Below are 19,148 nucleotides of genomic sequence, written 5' to 3' on the forward strand. Positions count from 1 at the left end.
TGCTCTTATTATGCTTTGCTTGCAACGCGTCGTTGCGGCTTCATGTAGGCCCATATTAACAAACCAAGGCCCCCAAATACCATCGGCAGCGAGAGTATTTGGCCCATTGAGATCACACCTGCAAATAAACCTAAATGCGCGTCTGGCTCACGGAAATACTCAACAACAAATCTAAATACGCCATAGCCTAATAAAAATAAACCGGCGACACTCCCTGCTGGGCGTGGCTTTTTAATGAACCATTGCAAAATTAAAAATAGCACCAAGCCTTCTAAAAATGCTTCGTATAGTTGTGACGGATGGCGTGGTTCTGGCCCACCGGTAGGGAAAATAAACGCCCAAGGTACATCGGTTACGCGTCCCCATAACTCACCATTAATAAAGTTACCTATGCGGCCGGCTAGTAGGCCCAATGGCACTAATGGCACCACAAAATCGCCGACCTCTAACAATGATTTTTTACGTGTCCAAGCAAAGACCATAATTGCGGTAATAACCCCCAGTGTGCCGCCATGAAATGACATGCCACCTTGGTCTATTCTGAATAAATAAAACGGGTTTTCAATAAAATAACTAAACTGATAAAACAACACATAGCCAATACGCCCACCGAGTATTACCCCGAGCATACCGTAAAATAATAAGTCGCTTACTTGCTCTTTCGTCCACCCAGAATTAGGTTTTGCAGCTTGACGGTTTGCCAGCCACATAGCTAAAGCAAAGCCAATTAAATACATTAAACCGTACCAACGTACGCTGAGCGGTCCTACCGAAAAAATAACCGGATCTATCTCTGGAAATTGAAGAGCCATAAAAATAAAAACCTTTAACTAAACACCATTTTAAGCGCAATTATGACAAGTAATAGCGCGAATACTTTTTTTATTGTTGCCACAGGTAAATAATGCGTCGCTTTTGCACCATAAGGAGCAATTAATGACGACGTGACAACGATGCCGACTAATGCGGGTAAATAAACAAATCCGGCAAAACCATCACTAAAGGTGGTTACTTGCCAACCTGCAGACACATAACCAACCGAGCCAAACAGCGCAATGACAATACCACATGCTGCGGCACAACCAATGGCCTTTTTAATATCGACAGAGAAATAATGCAGCAAAGGCACAATAAGTGCACCGCCACCAATACCAATCAGTCCTGATAACGCCCCCATTATTGCACATAAAAAGCCAATTACGGGACCTGAGGGCAATGGTTTTTCACTTGCAGCCTTGGTACGTGTAGATAACACCATGCGTAACGCGATAAACACCACACTCGTGGCAAAAACTAAACGTAATAACTGCTCAGGAATAAAGCTCGCCGCAAAGCCACTCACGAGCGCACCAATACCTACACCGGTCATGACCCAAGGAGCAATTTCCCACGGCACATTAGCATTACGATGATGAGCCAACGCTGAAGAGGTAGACGTAAAAATAATGGAAGCAAGTGAGGTGGCTATGGCAATAACTAATACATGGCTTGAGTCAGCAACATTAAATGATACCAACATGGCGCTCAGTACAGGCACAATAATTAAGCCACCACCAATGCCAAGCAGACCGGCTAAAAACCCTACTACACTGCCTAAAATAGCGCAGTACACCATTAAAAGTATTACGTCATGCATAGCACACTCATATATTCAGTTTGTTATATGTATATACTAAACGAATATATAAACGCTTCACAGTACAATTTACTCTCATGCTTGCCCTTGGCTAGGGGTATAAAATAACTCACCCAATTGGTGCTCTATCATAAAGTTACGCGTGAGCCTCAATACTTGCTTAGCGGTAGGCTGCAATAAACATTCGCTAAGCAGCTCCTCCATATCGCTCACTTTTAAGCGACGCAGTACAAATTTAATTTTACTGATTGATGAAAGGTTCATACTTAAGCGACGATACCCCATGGCGATTAGTAATAATGCCCCTTCTGGGTCACCACCAAGCTCACCACATAAACTAAAGGGTAATTCATGGTTTTGGCACTCTTGAGCAACTTTAAGTAGCACTCGCAGCACACTAGGATGATAGGGGTTAAAGAGCTCTGCAACACGCGCATTAGAGCGATCAACGGCCAGCATATATTGAGTTAAATCATTGCTACCCACAGAGCAAAAGTCGACTTTTTGTGACCACTCTTCTAGCATGAATATACTTGAAGGGACCTCTAACATAATGCCAATTTCTGGGCGGTCAATGGCTTGCTCTGGGTATTGTTCTTCCAGTTCGAACAGCGCTTGTTCAACTAACTTAATTGACTCGTCGACTTCTTCAGAGCCACTGATCATGGGTAACATTATTCTAAGGTTACCTAAACCGATATTGGCCTTTAACATCGCTCTGAGTTGATCTAAAAATAGTTCAGGATGATCCAAGGTGACGCGAATACCCCGCCACCCTAAGAAAGGGTTCTCTTCTGTGATATTAAAGTAGTCTAATACTTTATCACCGCCAATATCTAAGGTGCGCATCACCACAGGATTCGGGTGATAGCTGGTAAGCACTTCTCGGTACCACTTTTCTTGCTCCGACTGCGAAGGAAATTGCCCTTTTTGCATAAACCAGGCTTCGGTACGATACAAACCCACTCCATCACAAAACAGTTTGTTGTCTTGCTCTGTGTTTAATTCAAGGCCTGCATTTAACAATAAGCTAATGTGCTCGCCATCTAAGGTGACCGCATCTAGGTTCTGCTCTGCGACGAAACGATCATTCAGTAATGTTTCTTGGTATTTTAATTGGCTGTATTCATCGTGGAGCATTTGCGAAGGTGAGATATATAAACGCCCTGCGTAGGCATCTAAAATCATCGGCTTACCTTCAAATTGCAGTAAGGGAACGTCTTCAATACCCCAAATAGCGGGTATCCCCATTGCTCGCGTTAATATTGACGCATGGCTGTTTGCTGCCCCATTTACACTAACCACCCCCGCTAAATGCCCTTTGGGCACTTCGGCAAGCATGGCAGGTGTTAGCGTACTGGCAATTAAAATGGTGTCTTTAGGGTAAGGTTTTGCCGCATGCTCGGTATTAACTAAGTGGTGTAAAACACGCAAACCAATGTCTTTAACATCTACTGCGCGCTCTTTTATGTATGGGTCTTGCATGGCGTTAAACTGCGCCACCAGCTTTTCGATAACTATTTTTAATGCGCTTTTTGCACTCCAGCCTTGTTGAAGTTGCTCTTCAACATTTTTGCCTAGGCTTTTTGCATCAAGTAGCTGCTGATACACATCGAATACCGCAAGCGCTTCTTGCGGAATCGAATCGCTTAATGTCATTGATAACGTATTAAACTCGTTGCGTGTTGCCGCAACAGCCTGCGTAAATAATTTACGTTGCGTACTTATGTCATCGTCTTTTTGCAACTCAATCGATTTAAAATCGAGTTTAGGCAACACCACAAAAGCTTCACCAATGGCAATACCCGGCGCGCTCGACACCCCTTTGAGTACCGAAGTCTGATGCGAGAATTCATCAAGCCTTAAAATCTCTTTGATCTCGGCATGCGCAAGCTGCGATGCAAGTTGTGCCGAAAGAGTAATTAAAAAAGATTCTTCATCGGGACTAAAAACACGCGCTAACTTTTGCTGAACTACAATAACGCCCAGCACTTTTTTTTGATGCACCACAGGCACAGATAAAAACGCGTTATAGCCTTCTTCATTAACTTCTGGAGAGAGTTTAAAGCGAGGGTGTGATTTAGCGAACGCTATATTAATTGGCTCTTCGCGTTGCGCCACTAAGCCAACTAAGCCTTCGGTAAAACCAATTCTAAACTTACCCACAGCATCTGGGTTAAGTCCTTGCGTGGCCATTAATACAAAGTTGTCTTGGCTATAATCAGCAAAGTAAATTGAGCAGCACTGTGTTTGCATGGCATCTTTTACCATTTGCACAAAACACGCTAAGGCACTGTTTAAGTCCGCTTGTTGCGACACAGCCTCAGCAATTGATCTGAGCGTGGCTAACATGATGCTGCTCCTTTCATTTAGTTGATAAAGTTGCCCTTATCGCTTTTGTCGCCAATTATCTTTATGTTGTTCTCGTTTATTAAACGGCATTGCAAACGGGGCAAACTCTTTCATTACACGACGGTAAACATCGCGCTTGAATGACACAACTTGCCTCACCGGATACCAATAGCTCACCCATCGCCAGTCATCAAACTCTGGATGATGAGTTTTAAGTAAGTTTACATCTTCGTCTTTACAACGTAATTTCAGTAAAAACCATTTTTGTTTTTGCCCAATGCACACAGGACTTGAGTCTCTGCGAATTAAACGCTTGGGTAATTTGTAGCGTAACCAATGTTTTGAACTTGCGACGATCTCGACGTCTTCAGGAAGCAAGCCCACTTCTTCGTGTAATTCTCGGTACATGGTTTGCTCTGCTGTTTCACCATCGTCGACACCACCTTGGGGAAATTGCCAAGAGTGCTGACCATAACGTCGAGCCCAAAATACTTGTCCCTGATTATTGCAAATTACAATTCCGACATTGGCACGAAAACCTTCGGCATCAATCACCTTAGTGCCTCATTTGTAAGTCGATTTTTATTGATTGTTCCACATAACCTGCGATACAGCAAACACTTTACACCTTCGCCGAAACCAGATTTGAAATTAGCATTTTAACAAGCGCTTTTAATCAATATGTTAGAAAGCAATTATTACGAAAATACGCGCTTTTAATAAAATAGTAGTTTACAACCGTATTTTTCTCACCTTACCCACAGCTTGTGCATAACTTTTGTAAATCATGCTTATTTTGCAAACAAATCCACAATAGTCAGTTCAAAAAAGCACTTTCTCCACAGAAACTGTGGATAAACATGTTCATATATCTGTATTTATACAAACAACTGTCTAATTAATACAACAGCCAAAAATCAAACACCGACAAAAGTCATTAAATTTCAATAGATTAAGATGTTATTCCCACAAAACAAATTGACTATTTTTAACTCACTTTCAACATGCGCAAAAAACACCCAAATACAAAGATATCCACGGCAATGCGCATTTGCTATCATGTTAAGGTTAATAACACAATCAAATAAACGCCGTATGCGACCACTAAAACCAAGCTCAATCAACGAATTAATGCAACGCGTGAATGCAATAGCGGGGCTTACACTCGGCCAGCTTGCAGAGCAGTACCAATTTAAAACACCCGATGACTTGCTGCGTGAAAAAGGCTGGACCGGTCAGCTTATTGAATATGTATTAGGGGCAACCGCGGGCTCGAAACCCACTCCTGATTTTGAAGAGCTTGGTATTGAGTTAAAAACCTTGCCTATTTCGTTTAAGGGTAAACCCTTAGAGACAACTTTTGTCTCTGTTACGCCGTTATTGAACGTAACAGGTCTTACATGGCAGCAAAGTACGGTGCGTAAAAAGCTCAATCATGTGTTGTGGTTACCGATTTTGGGAGAACGCGAAATTCTGCCATTTAATCGTACCATTGGCAGTGGTTTTTTATGGCAACCCAGTGCTGAGCAAGATGCACAGCTGCAACGTGACTGGGAAGAGCAAATGGAACTTATCGCGCTGGGTCGTATCGATGAAATTTCGGGACACTTGGGTGATGTCATGCAAATAAGACCAAAAGCGGCTAACAGTAAAGCGCTTACTGATGCTATTGGGCCAAATGGGCATGTGATCCAAACCCTGCCTCGCGGCTTTTATTTAAAAACAAGCTTTACCGGCGAAATTTTAAAACGCCAATTTCAGCTGTAAGGGTCGCAACTTTTTGTATTTATATCCGGTTTGTCGTGCTAACTCGTAAAAAAGCCGCGATGATGGTCGTCGCGGCTTTGTTCTAACTTGAATTCTTAACGTATTGTTATTTCCAACTTTTCATCTTATGGCCTTTAAGAGCATAAAATAAAATGAATAGATAACTTGGGATCATAACAATATACGCACCTTGCGCGCCCAGCCCTGCTACGTTACCTAAACCAATCAGCAGCGGACCTAAAGCACCACCTGCAATACCCATGATCAACAACCCCGATGCAGTGCCAGTTAAGCGGCCTAAACCCGCCAATGCTAATGGCCAAATTGCAGGCCACACCATCGCATTAGCAAAACCAAGTAGCGCGATACACAATAAAGGATCAGGGAGTTCAGGGCCTCCAAATGGCACAAGTAAAAGATTAGAAATAATAAACGAGTCATTGCTACCAAATACCACCAGTAGCACGGTGATTATGCCAGCGATACCCGACATTAATAGTGCTGTTTGCTGGCTCATAAAACGTGGGATAGTTGCAATACCTATCGCGTAGCCAATCAACATACACGCCATTGTGTACGAAGTCATAACGGAGTAATCAGCAACGCCAATTTGCAAAGCGTAAGAGCCAATCGTATCGGCAGCAATCACTTCAACTGCGACATACAAAGCAATGCCCACAACACCTAGAACAAGGTGCGGATGAGCAAGTGTTTCTTTTAACTCACCTTTACCATTTGATGACTCGCCTTCGTCAAACACTAAATCTGGAAGAGGCGCAAATTTTGCGAACGCAGCAAATAACATAATAAGACCCGCAATTAATACATACGGCATAATTAAGCTATTGGCCATAATGTCTTTTTGCTCTTGCGACAGTTTACCCGCACCATCGACTACACCGCTTACAACGACCGCAGCAAAGATCACCGGTACGATAACTCCAGCAAACTTATTCAATAAGCCCATAATACATACACGCACCGCGGCTGATTTTTCAGAGCCCATTTTTACTACATAGGGGTTAACAGCCGTTTGAAGAATTGTTTGACCTACACCTATCATAAGCTGTGCAAATAAAAATATTTCGATCATTTGCAGTTTCGCGGCAGGAATATACATTAACGCCGACAGCGCCATGACAGCACAGCCGATCGCCATTCCATTTTTATAACCAACGCGTCTTATGAGCATCGCTGAGGGAATACCTGCAACAGTAACCGCAATATAAAACGAAGAAATAATAAACGAAGCTTGTAACGGCGACAGCTCAAGCATTTGCTGCAAAAATGGTGTAATTGCACCATTAAGCCACGTTATACACCCCAGAATAAAAAACATTGATCCTGCCAATACCATTGGCAGCCAAATGTTTTGTTTTGTGTTGTTGTCACACTCAACCGTTGCTTCCATAATTTTTCTCAACTAGTTATTTTAATTAATTATTTTTATTTGGCTGGCTTTAAAACATCATTGTGCTGTTTAATTTCCATACCAATCACAAAAATTTAATCATACACTAACAAAAATGACAGCGCTATCATTTTGCATTCAGCTAAACGTAAAAAAGCCGTAACTAGCTGGCTAGTTACGGCTTTATTTAAATATTTACAACGGCTTAGTTATTACTTACCAATCGCTTCTTTTGCGAACAAGTGTTTAATTGGCCCCAAGTTATCAACAAGGCTAAGCCCCACACCGCGCACGAGCTTTTTAAGCGGATTAGCACCGGCAAATAACTCTTTTAGTCCTTGCATCATGGCAATGTGTTTTTGCGCATCAAGCTTACGGGTACGTTCATAATCACGCAGCGTGCGTGTACTTGCAAACTCACCCTGCTCATTGGTTAATAACTCAATTAGGTAAGCGGCATCTTTTAAGCCTAAGTTCATGCCAAGCCCGGCAAGTGGGTGAATAGTATGCGCTGCATCGCCCATTAACACGACTTTGCCCGACACCCACTGCTGTGCATAACGCATTTTAAGTGGAAACGCCATGCGCTCACTTTGAACTTCGCATAAACCGCATTGGCCATCCAGTGCAGCCAGTAGTGCTTTATTAAACTCGGTATCGTCAAGTGCTAGTAACTGCTCGCAGTGCACAGGGCTGGTTGACCACACAATCGAATGCGTATGTTTATCAGGCAGCGGCAAAAACGCTAAAGGGCCGGTTGGTAAAAACACTTGGCGTGCTGTGTGATTATGCTCATCATCGGTTTTTACAGTCGCAACAATGGCATGATGATCATAATCTTTAAACGTAATTGGCATATTGAACTGCTTTCGAATCGCCGAGTTTGCTCCGTCGGCTGCTACCAGCAATTTAGCAATCACAGGCTCACCGCTTTCAAGTGTAATAAAGACATCGGATTCTGTTTGATGTATTTGTTGATAACGGGTTTCGAATAATAAGCTGGCATTACTTTGCTTTTCAAGTTCGCTAATTAAAGCGTAGCGAATAATGTCGTTTTCAACGATATGACCAAGCTGTGGTAAGTCGAGATCATTGTGATCAAAATGAATTTTGCCAAAGCTGTCTTTATCGCGTACATCCATCGAGGTATAAGGCGTGGCGCGTTGCTTAATAATTTCAGGCCACACATTCAGTGACTCAAACAAACTTTGGCTCGCCAAACTCAGCGCACTAACGCGAAGGCCGTACTCATCCCCCGGAAGCGCCTGCTTTTCACTGGCATCAATCACCACCACACTAATATTGGCTTTAGCTAAACCAAGTGCAAGCGTAAGGCCTACACAGCCACCGCCAACAATACAAACCTGTGCTTGTTTCATATCCGTTTACCTTGCTTAACTTGACCCATTAACTGTTTGGCTAACGGGGTTTTTAACGAGGAGAATAAATCCATTGAGAAAAGACCAATGCTACGACCAAGCGCAAGCATTCGCGATGAATTTGAAAATAACCGCACCAAGCTGTCAGTTAAAGTCATAACCGTGGCAATATCTTGACTACGCACTTGGCTATAGTAGCGGGTAAAAGCGTAATCACCTAAATCGCTGCGGTGCGCCATATCACAAAGTAGTTGCACATCACGTAAGCCTAAATTAAAGCCCTGCCCCGCAATGGGATGAATAGCATGACCAGCATTACCTATAAGTACAGTGCGATGGCTGCTTAGCGCATCTACTTTTCCATACACCAGCGGGTAGCTGGCACGCATACCAACTTTACTGAACGTGCCGGCACGATAGCCAAACGACTTTTGCAAGGCAGCTAAAAATGCATCATCTGAAAGCGCCATGTGCGCATCTATATGCTCAGGCTCCATGCACCATACTAACGAGTAACGGTTATTGCTCATGGGCAAAAGCGCCATCGGGCCATGCTCGGTAAAGCGTTCAAATGCGTGATGATGATGACCACCCGCCACTTCAATATTGGCAATGATCGCGCCTTGCTGATAAGGGCGCGTATTAAACTCAATATTAGCCAGCTTTCGACTACTCGAATTAGCACCGTCGGCTATAACCACCAGTTTTGCACTCAGCTGTTCGCCCGAACTTAAAGTAACGTTCGCAGCATCGGCTTGGTACTCAAGTTTAGCAACCGTGTCAGGACAAAACAGGCTCACATCTGTGCGAGTTAACTGCTGGTGCAAGCTGCGACCAAATGGATTCACCTCAACGACATACCCAAGTGCATCTTGCGCATATTCATGGCAATCAATGTGGGTTTTACCAAAGTGACCACGGTCAGAAACCGTTACTTTTTCAATTGCAGCAGCAAATTGCGCTTGGCAATCAAATGCATTAATGGATTGTAAGTATTGAACCGATTGCTGAGCCAGTGCAATACTTCTATCATCAAAGCTTGGGTGATAGTTTGCACTTACTTCATTTGCTTCAATCACAGCGATTGATAACTGTTTATTGCTGTGTATTAGGCCTAATGCACAGCTTGCGCCAGCCAAACCACCGCCGATAATGACAACATCAAACTGCTCTGCCACGTTTGCTCCTAGCCTTTATTTGCCTTGCATCACTGCTTCGATGTCACTGATAGTTTTAGGTACTGAGAGTGTCAGGTTTTCATGACCCTCTTTTGTGACAAGTAAGTTATCTTCTATACGAATACCAATACCTTTGTATTGCGCAGGTGCTTTGGCATCTTCGCTGATGTATAAACCGGGTTCGATAGTTAAGACCATTCCTGGCTCAAATACGCGCTCTTTTTCGTCAAGCTTGTATTCGCCTACATCATGCACATCAAGGCCTAACCAATGGCCAAGGCCATGCATATAAAACGCTTTACAGGCTTGGTTTGCCATTAGCTCATCAAGCTCACCCGTTAAAATACCCAAGTCAATTAAGCCTTGCGTTAATACCGTTGAAGCCAGTTCATTGGCTTTAGATAAACTACCACCGGGTTTCACTTGGCTAAATGCAGCCTCTTGCGCCGCAAGTACAATATTATAAAGCGCGGCTTGTGGCTCACTAAACTTGCCATTCACAGGGAATGTTCGAGTAATGTCTGCTGCATAACCCTCAAGCTCACACCCTGAATCAATCAGTACTAGGTCGCCCTCTTTTAGTTCGGCGTCGTTTTGTGTGTAATGCAGTATATTGGCGTTATCACCACTGCCAACAATGGTGCCATATGCTGGGTGGCGAGCACCATTCATTGCGTAGTGATGGTGCAGTTCTGCTTCTAGCTGATATTCAGTTGCGCCTGGTTTTGCAAATTGCATCGCACGGATATGGCCTTGCGCACTAATTTCACAAGCAGTGCGCATAATGTTTAGTTCAGCGTCAGATTTAAATAAACGCATTTCGTGTACTAGGCCACGAATATCTTTAATGGTGTGAGGCGCTTTGTAACCTTTTTTTGGTGCGCCACGAAGCGTGCTTAATAAGTCCCAAATTTTCGTATCGAAATGTGGGTAAGTGCCTTGTGCATAAAATAAAATCTGCTGGCCGTTCACCAAATCTAATAATTGTTCATCTAGTTCACTAAGTGGACAGGTTGCGTCGAATAAGTACTCAGATTTCGCTTTTTCGAAGCCAATTCGACGACCATGCCAAATTTCAGCTAATTTATCTTTATTGCGACAAATAAGCGTACTTGGCGTGTCACTTGATGGGCAAAGCACTAACACTGCATCGGGTTCGTTAAAACCCGTTAAGTAGAAAAAGTCACTGTCTTGGCGAAATGCGTATTCGGTATCACGACTGCGTGTAACTTCAGCAGCCGCAGGAATAATCGCGATGCTATTTTTGTCCATCATCGCTAGTAAACGCTCGCGACGGGCTTTAAATTCAGCTTTATCGATAGCAATAGACAACATGCTAAACCTCTGTAATTTAATTAGTGAAGGGTCTTTTTAGTGCTTTTATCTGTTTGCTCTTTACCGAGTTCAGCAAAACATAATAAGGCAGAAACGCGCACGTACTCGATCACTTCGTGTAGTGCTTGGCTGTCTTCTTCGGTTTCTTCGAATAAAGTATCCAAGCGAGTAATTTCGCTAAAATCGCTAATAACTTCTTTTACGTCCGCAGACAATTTGCCATAGTCTTTTTGCTTTAAACCGAAACCAAGCATAAAACCCGATACCCAAGACACTAGGCCGTTTGCTACGTCAACTAGGGTCTCGTCATCACTTGGCAAGAATAAATCGAACTGAAATTCATCGTCACCAAAACTCGCCACAACCTGTGTATATATAGTGGCAAAAAACGCTTTTAGATCGGTATTGAATGCTAAACCATCATTGAAAACATCGCTTAATAAGCCTAAATACTCGTCGGCTTCAATATTAATGCCACAAGCAAGTAAGCCACTTATTACGCCATGGGCTTCGGCGGGTGCGACAAAAATTTCATTTTTTTCTAATAGCAATTGCGCTTGCTGGTAATCAGGTAACGTGCTCATAACTTTTTCTTTGTTCGTCTCAGTAACGTCATGCTACCACTCGATAAATCGCAACTCCAATTAATTGTATGATTGAGGTCAAAAAGCAATCTGAAAAGTAAATGCCTCGTTAAAGGTGGGGAAAAACTACCCGAACGATCCGCTTTTTTGGTTTCTATGGTTTAATGATTGAAACTTGTCTTATATACTGAATATGTTCCCTAGGGTGTTGGAGCTTGGTTAAGTCCCTGAGCCGATAAATTTTATGTTAGGGTTTCTGTTCGTTTACTATTGTGCAAGCTCGGCATGTACCGAGAAGCCTACGGTAGACCGCAGATTCCCGCCCTGAAACCTCAAGGTTTCAGGACTGACACCGGGCACCGCATACTTGGGGAACACCTTCATTACTTCATGCTACGAGCTATCAATACTTTCATTTTATATTTTTCTAAACTGTATTTTTTGCACGCAGAATAAATTCTCACCTAGACCATTTGGCATTTAATTTTTTGGCGTTTAAAGGTCTTCTTCGGTTTATCTTTAATCTTTAGAATTTGCTAACTTACTTGATTTGGCTACGCTCGAATCTACCTACGAATAAAAACGCGGAATAAACCCGCCGCCACCTTTTTACCTGTAGCAGCAGGTTTACCCCGCGTTATAGCACTGAGTACTTGTATTTAGAATCTAATAACGAGTACCTAGTCTCAAGCCTATTTAAACCACCCCTGAAAACGTTCCATCAATAAGTAATTAACCGGAACAAGTAATAAGGTGATAAGGGTTGCAAAAATAATCCCAAACCCAAGGCTTACCGCCATCGGAATTAAGAATTGTGCTTGTGTGGCTTTTTCAAATAACAACGGCATTAAACCAATAAAAGTGGTTAAACTGGTAAGCATTACTGGGCGAAAACGCGATGCTCCCGCCATTTTAACTGTTTCGAGAAGGTCACCGCCCTCCTCGCGCTTTTTATTGATAAAATCAACCAGCACCAGTGAGTCATTCACAACCACGCCAATCAAGGCCAGCATACCGAGCAAGCTCATAATGGTAAGCTCCATCCCCATGATCCAATGCCCCATTACCGCACCTATCATGCCAAAGGGGATAACACTCATGACAATCAATGGCTGCATATACGATTTAAACGGTATTGCCAACAGCGCATAAATAATGAAAAACACAAACACCAGCCCCCAAGCAAGCGACCCAAATGACTCGCGCTGCTCTTTAGCTTCACCTTCAAGCGAATAGTCTGCACCTGGGAATTGCTGCATTAGTTCATCAAGGTACGATTTTAGGTCTGCCTGCAGCACTGTCATGTTGGTGTTTGACTTTTCAACATCGGCAGTCACATTAAGCGTACGGTATCGGTCAATACGGTAAATTGATGACGGGCTTTGTCCCGGCACTAAAGTGGCAACATGCGACAATGGCACCGTACCACCGCTAGGTGTATTTATAAGAATATCTTTTAAATCGGCTACTGAACGACGCTCATCAATGGGTAAGCGCACCATAACACGTACATCGTCACGACCACGCTGAATGCGCTGTACTTGCGCACCAAAAAACGAGTTACGTATTTGCTGCGACACATCAACGCGATTCAAACCAAGCGCTAAACCTTGCTCTGTTAGCTCAATTTGCAGCTCTTCTTTACCATCGGACATGCTGTCGGCAATTTCGTACACTGTTGGGTATGTTGCCAAACGTTGCTTTACTTTTTCTGCAACTTGCTCAAGTGTCGATATTGAATTGCCTGTTAGCTGTACGTCGATAGGGCTCGATGTTCGACCAAATTCAGCACGAAAGGTTACGCTTTCCGCACCGGGGATAATACCAATTAAATCGCGCCATTCACTCGCAAGTTCTCGAGAGCCAATGTCTGATTCGCGTTTTTCTGCTGGCATAATTTCAAACCGAACACTCCCCGAATTAGACGCGCCACCACGGCCACCTGTAGTAGCCAAAATGTTTAAAATAACACTTTGACCGTCTTCGTCACGGTACTTATCTTGCAGCTCTTTTGCTTTATCAGACATTTTAATCACGTATTTATTAGTGACTTCAAACGGTGTACCCGCAGGAAATGTTACTGATGCCCTCACTGTTTCACTTGGAATGCGCGGGAAGAACACAAACTTTGTCCAGCCACTGGTAATTAACGTTAAAATAATAACGAAAATACCCACAAACAAGCTGACTGTTGCCAGTTTATTCTTAAGAGCGTGATTAAGCAGCGGTTGGTAATATTTCATAATGGCATGCTCAAAGCCATCGGCAAAACGCTGTTGTAAGCGCTCCAGCTTAGTAGGCTCACCCTTTTCGTGGCGCAGCTTTAAATACTTTAAATGTGCCGGTAATACAAACTTAGACTCAATTAACGAGAACAGTAATACAGGAATAACCACCACGGGGATTTGCGCGAAAATAGCACCACGCGCACCTTCAATAAAGGCAAGCGGTAAAAATGCTGCCACCGTAGTCAACACCCCAAATGTCACTGGGGTCGCTACTTCTTGTGTACCACGAATTGCAGCCTGCTCGCCTGTTTCGGCTGTTTTTAAGTGGGTATAGACATTCTCGCCGGTGACAATCGCATCATCCACAACAATACCCAGCACTAAAATAAAGCCAAATAAACTAATAACATTTAATGTGATACCAAATAGTGGCATCACTAAAAATGCCCCCATAAACGATACCGGTATACCAATAAACACCCAAAATGCGATAGCGGGACGTAAAAACAGTGTCAGCAAAGCAAGCACCAGAATGCCACCTTGAATCGCATTACTGGTGAGGGTTGCAATACGACTTTTTACCACTTCTGAGTCATCATCCCAGTAGCTTAATTCGAAGCCTTCAGGCAGGTTATCTTGCTGTGCGACAATAAAGTTTTTCACGGCATCAGCGACTTCAATCGCACTTTGTGGGCCAATACGATAAACATCAATAAAGGCGGCTTGTTTACCATTAAAACGCGTGCGTACCGGGGTTTCTTCAAAATCGTCTTTAATGCTAGCAATGTCTCCCAAGCGAATGATCGTGCCATCTGCTTGATGCTTAATTACAATCTTTGAAAACTCATCTTTACGATATGCCTGCCCTTTAGAGCGAATAAGCACATCGCCCCCTTCTGTTTTTAAGTTACCTGCTGAGACATCGGTACTTGAATTACGAATAGCAGAAGAGATATCCGACAAACTTAAATCGTATTGACGCAAGGTATCTTTGCTTACCTCAATAGCAATTTCATAATTGCGCACCCCACTTAGCTCAACCTGAGTCACGCTAGGTAGGCGCAACAATTCATCGCGCACTGTTTCTGCATATTCTAAGGTTTCTTTTTCACCATAAATACTTGAAACAGTGACCGCTATTACTTCACGTTTCCATTCAGCGAGCGACACTATTGGCTTTTCAGCATCAACCGGAAAGGTATTAATCGCATCGACTCGGCTTTTTATATCCGCTAATAACTCTCGCGGGTCATAACCTGTTTCGACTTCAATTGTGACAGAAGCCGAGCCTTCAGCTGAGCGACTCGTTATGCGTTTTACACCTTCTAAATCTTGCACCGCTTCTTCGATTCGGATCGTGACCCCTTTTTCGACGTCTTCAGGTGTAGAGCCACGTAATGAGACGCTGACGCTGATGCGATCAGATTCAAATGATGGGAACACCTCAAGCGGTATTTGCGTTGAAACGCTAAATAACCCCGCTAATAAAATGCTGATCAGCAATAAGTTAGCTGCAACATGATTTTTTGTGAACCAAGCTATCATTATTGCGCTCCTTGCTCACGAGCGGCGCGGCGTTGCTCAATCAATTTTTCAACCGTAATGCCTTGCTCTTTTGCTTTTTTTTCAAGCTCTTCGCGGCTTAGTCGCGGTGTATCGGCGCGCGTAGCTTGATAAGCTTCGCTGCCCATTACCGTTACTTGCGTACCTGAACTTACTTGCCCAAGTGGTGTAAGCACTAAATTATCTCCAGCCGATAAACCATCAGCCACGATTGCCTGAGTTGCATTTTGCCAAGCCAGCGTAATGTCTTTTCGACGTAAAACCCCTTTTTCCTCGGTGTACACATAGCTGCCTTGGTAAATTGCACTGTTTGGAATAACTAAAGCATTCTCAACGGTTTTACCTTTAATCTGCGCTTTAATATATTGACCAATTTTAATGGGGTACTGGTTATCGCTTGTGGCTTTATACGGGTCGTGAATTTGAGCCACAACATAAAGTTGCTGAGCACTTTCATCAATCGCACCTTCGGTACGAATCACTTGGCCTTGCCAATGCTGTTTGCCTACTAGGTTTGAGCTGAACTCAACAAGTGAACCCGCACTATTTTTAGCACCATCGCGGAATTGCTCCGGCAAATTAATAAACGGTAAGTCTTTATTTTTAATAGGTAGCCTAATTTCAACACTGTCTACAGCATAAATAATGGCTATTTCCATGTTATTGCTAACAACTTGGCCTAAATCAACACTACGGCTTAACACTCGTCCTGCATAAGGCGCGGTTATTTTAGTTCGCTCTAAATCAAGTTTTGCTTTTTCAAGGTTGGCTTGTGCCGATAATACACTCGCCTCTGCGGCTGCCAGTTGAGGTTTGCGAAGTACTAAGCTACTCGCTTCTTCGCCTTTACCTAAGCGCTGCCAATCTGTCATTGCTTGTCGGCCACGCGCTTGCTCTTCAAGTAAACTTTGTTCAGCGGTTAATAGTGCGGCTTGCGCTGATTTAACTTCAGCGCGGTGATCTCTATCATCAAGCTGTACAAGTACATCGCCTTTTTCAAAAAAGCCCCCTTCACGGAATTGCTCACTTATTTTAATGATTTGTCCTGAGGCCTGCGCAACCAACTTACTCTGTGTGCGCGGTTTCACTGTACCAAAACTGTCGATCATAATTTGAAAGCTTTGCGGTGTGAGGCTCTCAACAGCAACATTCACTTTTGCTTTAGGAGGTGATGAAAAGCGATTAGCTTGCGGCGGATTCCCTTTTATAAACATCACTAAAAGTACCGTCACGATTATCACTACGAGTGGAATTAATATTTTACGAGTTTTGCTTTTCATGATTATTGCTCTGCTACTTCGGTGTTTGCTTCACTAAAATCACCCCCGAGGGCAATATGTAAGTTGATTCTGTTGATGATAAGTTGGTTTTTAATTTGAATAACTGAACTTTGTGCGTTAAAAGAGCGGTCTTGTGCATCCAGAACCGTGGTGTACGTTACCAAACCACTTTGATATTGCTCAAAAGCAAGTTGCTCTGCCGCGATGGCATTTTTTTGTGCTTCAAGTGTTTTTTCGTAACGCACTTTTAGCGCTTGCTCTTGGCTTATTGCTGTTTCAACATCGTTAAATGCATCATAAAGAGTCGCTAAGTAAACTTGTTCTTGGCGTTTAACATTGAGCCTAGCTTGCTCTTCGTTCGCTTTTAAACGTCCGCCTTCAAATAACGGCATCGAAATGCTGCCAAGTAAAGACCAAGCAAGGCTTGAAGGCGAAAATAAATCACTCATTCGATCAGTGCTATCACTGATTGAGGCTGATAAGTTCAAGCTTGGAAAACGCTGTTTGTGCGCATACGCAAGACCGGCATCGGTGCTGAGTAATTGATACCAACTGGCCATTAAATCAGGTTTACGGGTAATAAGCTCAGACGGCAAACCAAGCGGTATGGCATTATCAAGTAAAGGTAAGTCTGCGCTAACCGTAAGCGCTCCTCTGGGGTATTGCCCTGTTAAACGCTCTAAATCACGAATTGATTTTGTTAACGTAGCTTGCTGCTCTGCAATGTTTGAACGCTCTGTATTTAGCTCATTGCGAGCAAGGTAAACATCCAGTGCTTCGTTTAGACCTTGGCGGTAACCAGATTCAATGATTGATAAGTTTTGTTCTGCATTTTGTTCGCGCTGCTTAAAAAGTTCGAGCAATTTATGATTGCAGATCACATTAAACCAACCCGAAACAACATCAGCAACTAACTGCTGCTTAGCTTGCTCAAACGACGCTTTCTCTGCTAAGTATTCTAAGTTAGCTTGGCGCTCTGACGCCGACAACTTACCCCATAGATCAACTTCGTATCCGAGCTCAAGTGATGCTGAACTTGCATTATTGTAATTTACCGGGCGGTTATCTTTACTGCGGCTAGTTCGTGTTGATAAGTCTAAGCTTGGCCACAAAGCCGCACCCGCAGCAACGAGTTGTTGCTCTTTAATTGCAACATCATAACCCGCTTGTAAAATCCCCTGATTATTCGCTAAAGCCTGTTCAACTAAGCTCAGCACCTGTGGATCTTGTAACTGCTGTAACCAATTACCCTTCACAGCTAATACTTTTGAAGCACTGTCTAGTTGTTGCCAAGCGTTTGGTATAGCTTCAAGTTCTGGTACTCGTTCACTATTCGTTGGCTGGCTTGCGCATGCACTTAGCAAAACCACACTTAAGGCAACTAAACTTGGCCTACATTGCCAATTCATCATAAAAACCTGAAAAATAACTATTTATGAGTGTAATTCAAGCATTGCATTAAGTTTTGCTCAACTGACTTTACATAAAATTACACTCGTTGACGTTGTAGTACGATAAACGGCAGGTATTTAGCGATGAGATTAGAGTTACAACGTTCAAACGTAAGCTGGGAGCAATTTGAGGAGAAAAAGCAACCATGAGTGAAACTGTATTAGGAGCGACCGGTTTAACACTCAAAGCCTATGACCATTACTTGTTACTATTTTTTGCAACAGAAACAAAAAAGCCCCGCAATAGCGAGGCTTTTAAATAATGGTGCCCAGAGGCGGAATCGAACCACCGACACGAGGATTTTCAATCCTCTGCTCTACCGACTGAGCTATCTGGGCATAACAATTTACTAATTGTTTAATAAATGGTGCCGACTATCCGAGTTGAACGGATGACCTACTGATTACAAGTCAGTTGCTCTACCAACTGAGCTAAGTCGGCACACTAAAACTGTGTGCGTTGTGCACTATAATCACTTTAAAAGTAATTATCAAATAATGGTGCCCAGAGGCGGAATCGAACCACCGACACGAGGATTTTCAATCCTCTGCTCTACCGACTGAGCTATCTGGGCTTAACAATTTACTAATTGTTTAATAAATGGTGCCGACTATCCGAGTTGAACGGATGACCTACTGATTACAAGTCAGTTGCTCTACCAACTGAGCTAAGTCGGCACACTAAAGCTGTGTGCTGCTGCACTATATTGATGTTATAATCTTTTGATTTAAAACACCAATATTTTTAATAATGGTGCCCAGAGGCGGAATCGAACCACCGACACGAGGATTTTCAATCCTCTGCTCTACCGACTGAGCTATCTGGGCGTGCGGCGTATTAAACGGGTTTTGCCTTCGCAAGTCAACTTTTTTTTTGAGCTTTATAACTGTTTGAACAGTTTTCCATCAAGATTGCTATTTTTAATACTTTTACGGTTATTTAAGCATCAAACTGACGCTTTCTGATAGTTTACTCTAATTGTT

Annotated in this window: 13 protein-coding genes, 5 tRNA genes and 1 other RNA gene; 2 read left to right on the plus strand and 17 right to left on the minus strand. The window is 43.1% G+C overall.

Features of this window, described 5'->3' with window-relative positions; translation table 11 throughout:
• Positions 1-8: 8 nt before the first annotated feature.
• From lgt to rppH, 4 genes are all read right to left on the minus strand, one after another.
• A complete protein-coding gene (lgt, locus tag LPA49_RS17970; protein ID WP_036970400.1) occupies positions 9-812 on the minus strand; it encodes a prolipoprotein diacylglyceryl transferase in 804 nt (267 codons plus the stop codon).
• Positions 813-826: 14 nt separating this feature from the next.
• On the minus strand, positions 827-1,636 hold the full coding sequence (locus LPA49_RS17975) for a sulfite exporter TauE/SafE family protein (RefSeq protein WP_230237400.1): 810 nt from the start codon (positions 1,634-1,636) through the stop codon (positions 827-829).
• A 75-nt stretch (positions 1,637-1,711) separates the two neighbouring features.
• Positions 1,712-3,988 carry a phosphoenolpyruvate--protein phosphotransferase gene (ptsP, locus tag LPA49_RS17980; RefSeq protein ID WP_036970406.1) on the minus strand — a complete coding sequence of 759 codons (2,277 nt, stop codon included), beginning with the start codon at positions 3,986-3,988 and terminating at the stop codon, positions 1,712-1,714.
• Between the two features lie 36 nt (positions 3,989-4,024).
• Positions 4,025-4,543 (minus strand): RNA pyrophosphohydrolase, encoded by a 519-nt coding sequence (rppH, locus tag LPA49_RS17985; RefSeq protein WP_036970409.1) that lies wholly within the window; start codon positions 4,541-4,543, stop codon positions 4,025-4,027.
• Positions 4,544-5,083: 540 nt separating this feature from the next.
• Here rppH and mutH point away from each other — a divergent pair.
• Complete coding sequence (mutH, locus tag LPA49_RS17990) at positions 5,084-5,755, plus strand: DNA mismatch repair endonuclease MutH (RefSeq protein WP_036971710.1); 672 nt, start codon at positions 5,084-5,086, stop codon at positions 5,753-5,755.
• A 106-nt stretch (positions 5,756-5,861) separates the two neighbouring features.
• On the opposite strand, the gene nagP is transcribed toward mutH, so the two are convergent.
• From nagP to LPA49_RS18015, 5 genes are all read right to left on the minus strand, one after another.
• Positions 5,862-7,166 (minus strand): N-acetylglucosamine MFS transporter NagP, encoded by a 1,305-nt coding sequence (gene nagP, locus LPA49_RS17995; protein WP_074989475.1) that lies wholly within the window; start codon positions 7,164-7,166, stop codon positions 5,862-5,864.
• A gap of 212 nt (positions 7,167-7,378) precedes the next feature.
• A complete protein-coding gene (locus LPA49_RS18000; protein WP_036970414.1) occupies positions 7,379-8,545 on the minus strand; it encodes an FAD-dependent monooxygenase in 1,167 nt (388 codons plus the stop codon).
• Entirely contained in the window at positions 8,542-9,723 is a 1,182-nt protein-coding gene (ubiH, locus tag LPA49_RS18005; RefSeq protein WP_074989474.1) for a 2-octaprenyl-6-methoxyphenyl hydroxylase, read from the minus strand. Before ubiH ends, LPA49_RS18000 begins: the two co-directional genes overlap by 4 nt.
• A gap of 15 nt (positions 9,724-9,738) precedes the next feature.
• Complete coding sequence (gene pepP, locus LPA49_RS18010; RefSeq protein ID WP_065978400.1) at positions 9,739-11,058, minus strand: Xaa-Pro aminopeptidase; 1,320 nt, start codon at positions 11,056-11,058, stop codon at positions 9,739-9,741.
• Positions 11,059-11,078: 20 nt separating this feature from the next.
• Positions 11,079-11,642 carry a UPF0149 family protein gene (locus LPA49_RS18015; protein ID WP_036970422.1) on the minus strand — a complete coding sequence of 188 codons (564 nt, stop codon included), beginning with the start codon at positions 11,640-11,642 and terminating at the stop codon, positions 11,079-11,081.
• A gap of 194 nt (positions 11,643-11,836) precedes the next feature.
• On the opposite strand from LPA49_RS18015, the gene ssrS reads away from it, so the two are divergent.
• Positions 11,837-12,020, plus strand: a non-coding RNA gene (ssrS, locus tag LPA49_RS18020) — 6S RNA.
• A gap of 314 nt (positions 12,021-12,334) precedes the next feature.
• On the opposite strand, the gene LPA49_RS18025 is transcribed toward ssrS, so the two are convergent.
• The 8 genes from LPA49_RS18025 to LPA49_RS18060 form a co-directional block, all read right to left on the minus strand.
• Complete coding sequence (locus LPA49_RS18025; RefSeq protein WP_065978401.1) at positions 12,335-15,415, minus strand: efflux RND transporter permease subunit; 3,081 nt, start codon at positions 15,413-15,415, stop codon at positions 12,335-12,337.
• Positions 15,415-16,713, minus strand: coding sequence for an efflux RND transporter periplasmic adaptor subunit (locus tag LPA49_RS18030; RefSeq protein WP_036970425.1), 1,299 nt, complete (start codon positions 16,711-16,713; stop codon positions 15,415-15,417). Before LPA49_RS18030 ends, LPA49_RS18025 begins: the two co-directional genes overlap by 1 nt.
• A 2-nt stretch (positions 16,714-16,715) precedes the next feature.
• A complete protein-coding gene (locus tag LPA49_RS18035; RefSeq protein ID WP_230237404.1) occupies positions 16,716-18,122 on the minus strand; it encodes an efflux transporter outer membrane subunit in 1,407 nt (468 codons plus the stop codon).
• A 305-nt stretch (positions 18,123-18,427) separates the two neighbouring features.
• Positions 18,428-18,503, minus strand: a tRNA-Phe gene (locus LPA49_RS18040).
• A 27-nt stretch (positions 18,504-18,530) separates the two neighbouring features.
• Positions 18,531-18,606, minus strand: a tRNA-Thr gene (locus LPA49_RS18045).
• A 57-nt stretch (positions 18,607-18,663) separates the two neighbouring features.
• Positions 18,664-18,739, minus strand: a tRNA-Phe gene (locus tag LPA49_RS18050).
• A 27-nt stretch (positions 18,740-18,766) separates the two neighbouring features.
• Positions 18,767-18,842, minus strand: a tRNA-Thr gene (locus LPA49_RS18055).
• A 74-nt stretch (positions 18,843-18,916) separates the two neighbouring features.
• Positions 18,917-18,992 (minus strand) — tRNA-Phe (locus tag LPA49_RS18060).
• Positions 18,993-19,148 lie beyond the last annotated feature (156 nt).

The sequence above is a fragment of the Pseudoalteromonas sp. MB41 genome, assembly GCF_020966275.1.
Classification (GTDB): Bacteria; Pseudomonadota; Gammaproteobacteria; order Enterobacterales; family Alteromonadaceae; genus Pseudoalteromonas; species Pseudoalteromonas lipolytica.

Bases quoted from the DNA above. Each gene is read 5' to 3' on its own strand.
- LPA49_RS18035 (WP_230237404.1), bottom strand. From the start codon at position 18,122: ATGAATTGGCAATGTAGGCCAAGTTTAGTTGCCTTAAGTGTGGTTTTG.
- LPA49_RS18015 (WP_036970422.1), bottom strand. From the start codon at position 11,642: ATGAGCACGTTACCTGATTACCAGCAAGCGCAATTGCTATTAGAAAAA.
- ptsP (WP_036970406.1), bottom strand. From the start codon at position 3,988: ATGTTAGCCACGCTCAGATCAATTGCTGAGGCTGTGTCGCAACAAGCG.
- LPA49_RS18030 (WP_036970425.1), bottom strand. From the start codon at position 16,713: ATGAAAAGCAAAACTCGTAAAATATTAATTCCACTCGTAGTGATAATC.
- pepP (WP_065978400.1), bottom strand. From the start codon at position 11,058: ATGTTGTCTATTGCTATCGATAAAGCTGAATTTAAAGCCCGTCGCGAG.
- LPA49_RS18025 (WP_065978401.1), bottom strand. From the start codon at position 15,415: ATGATAGCTTGGTTCACAAAAAATCATGTTGCAGCTAACTTATTGCTG.
- lgt (WP_036970400.1), bottom strand. From the start codon at position 812: ATGGCTCTTCAATTTCCAGAGATAGATCCGGTTATTTTTTCGGTAGGA.
- nagP (WP_074989475.1), bottom strand. From the start codon at position 7,166: ATGGAAGCAACGGTTGAGTGTGACAACAACACAAAACAAAACATTTGG.
- LPA49_RS17975 (WP_230237400.1), bottom strand. From the start codon at position 1,636: ATGCATGACGTAATACTTTTAATGGTGTACTGCGCTATTTTAGGCAGT.
- mutH (WP_036971710.1), top strand. From the start codon at position 5,084: ATGCGACCACTAAAACCAAGCTCAATCAACGAATTAATGCAACGCGTG.
- LPA49_RS18000 (WP_036970414.1), bottom strand. From the start codon at position 8,545: ATGAAACAAGCACAGGTTTGTATTGTTGGCGGTGGCTGTGTAGGCCTT.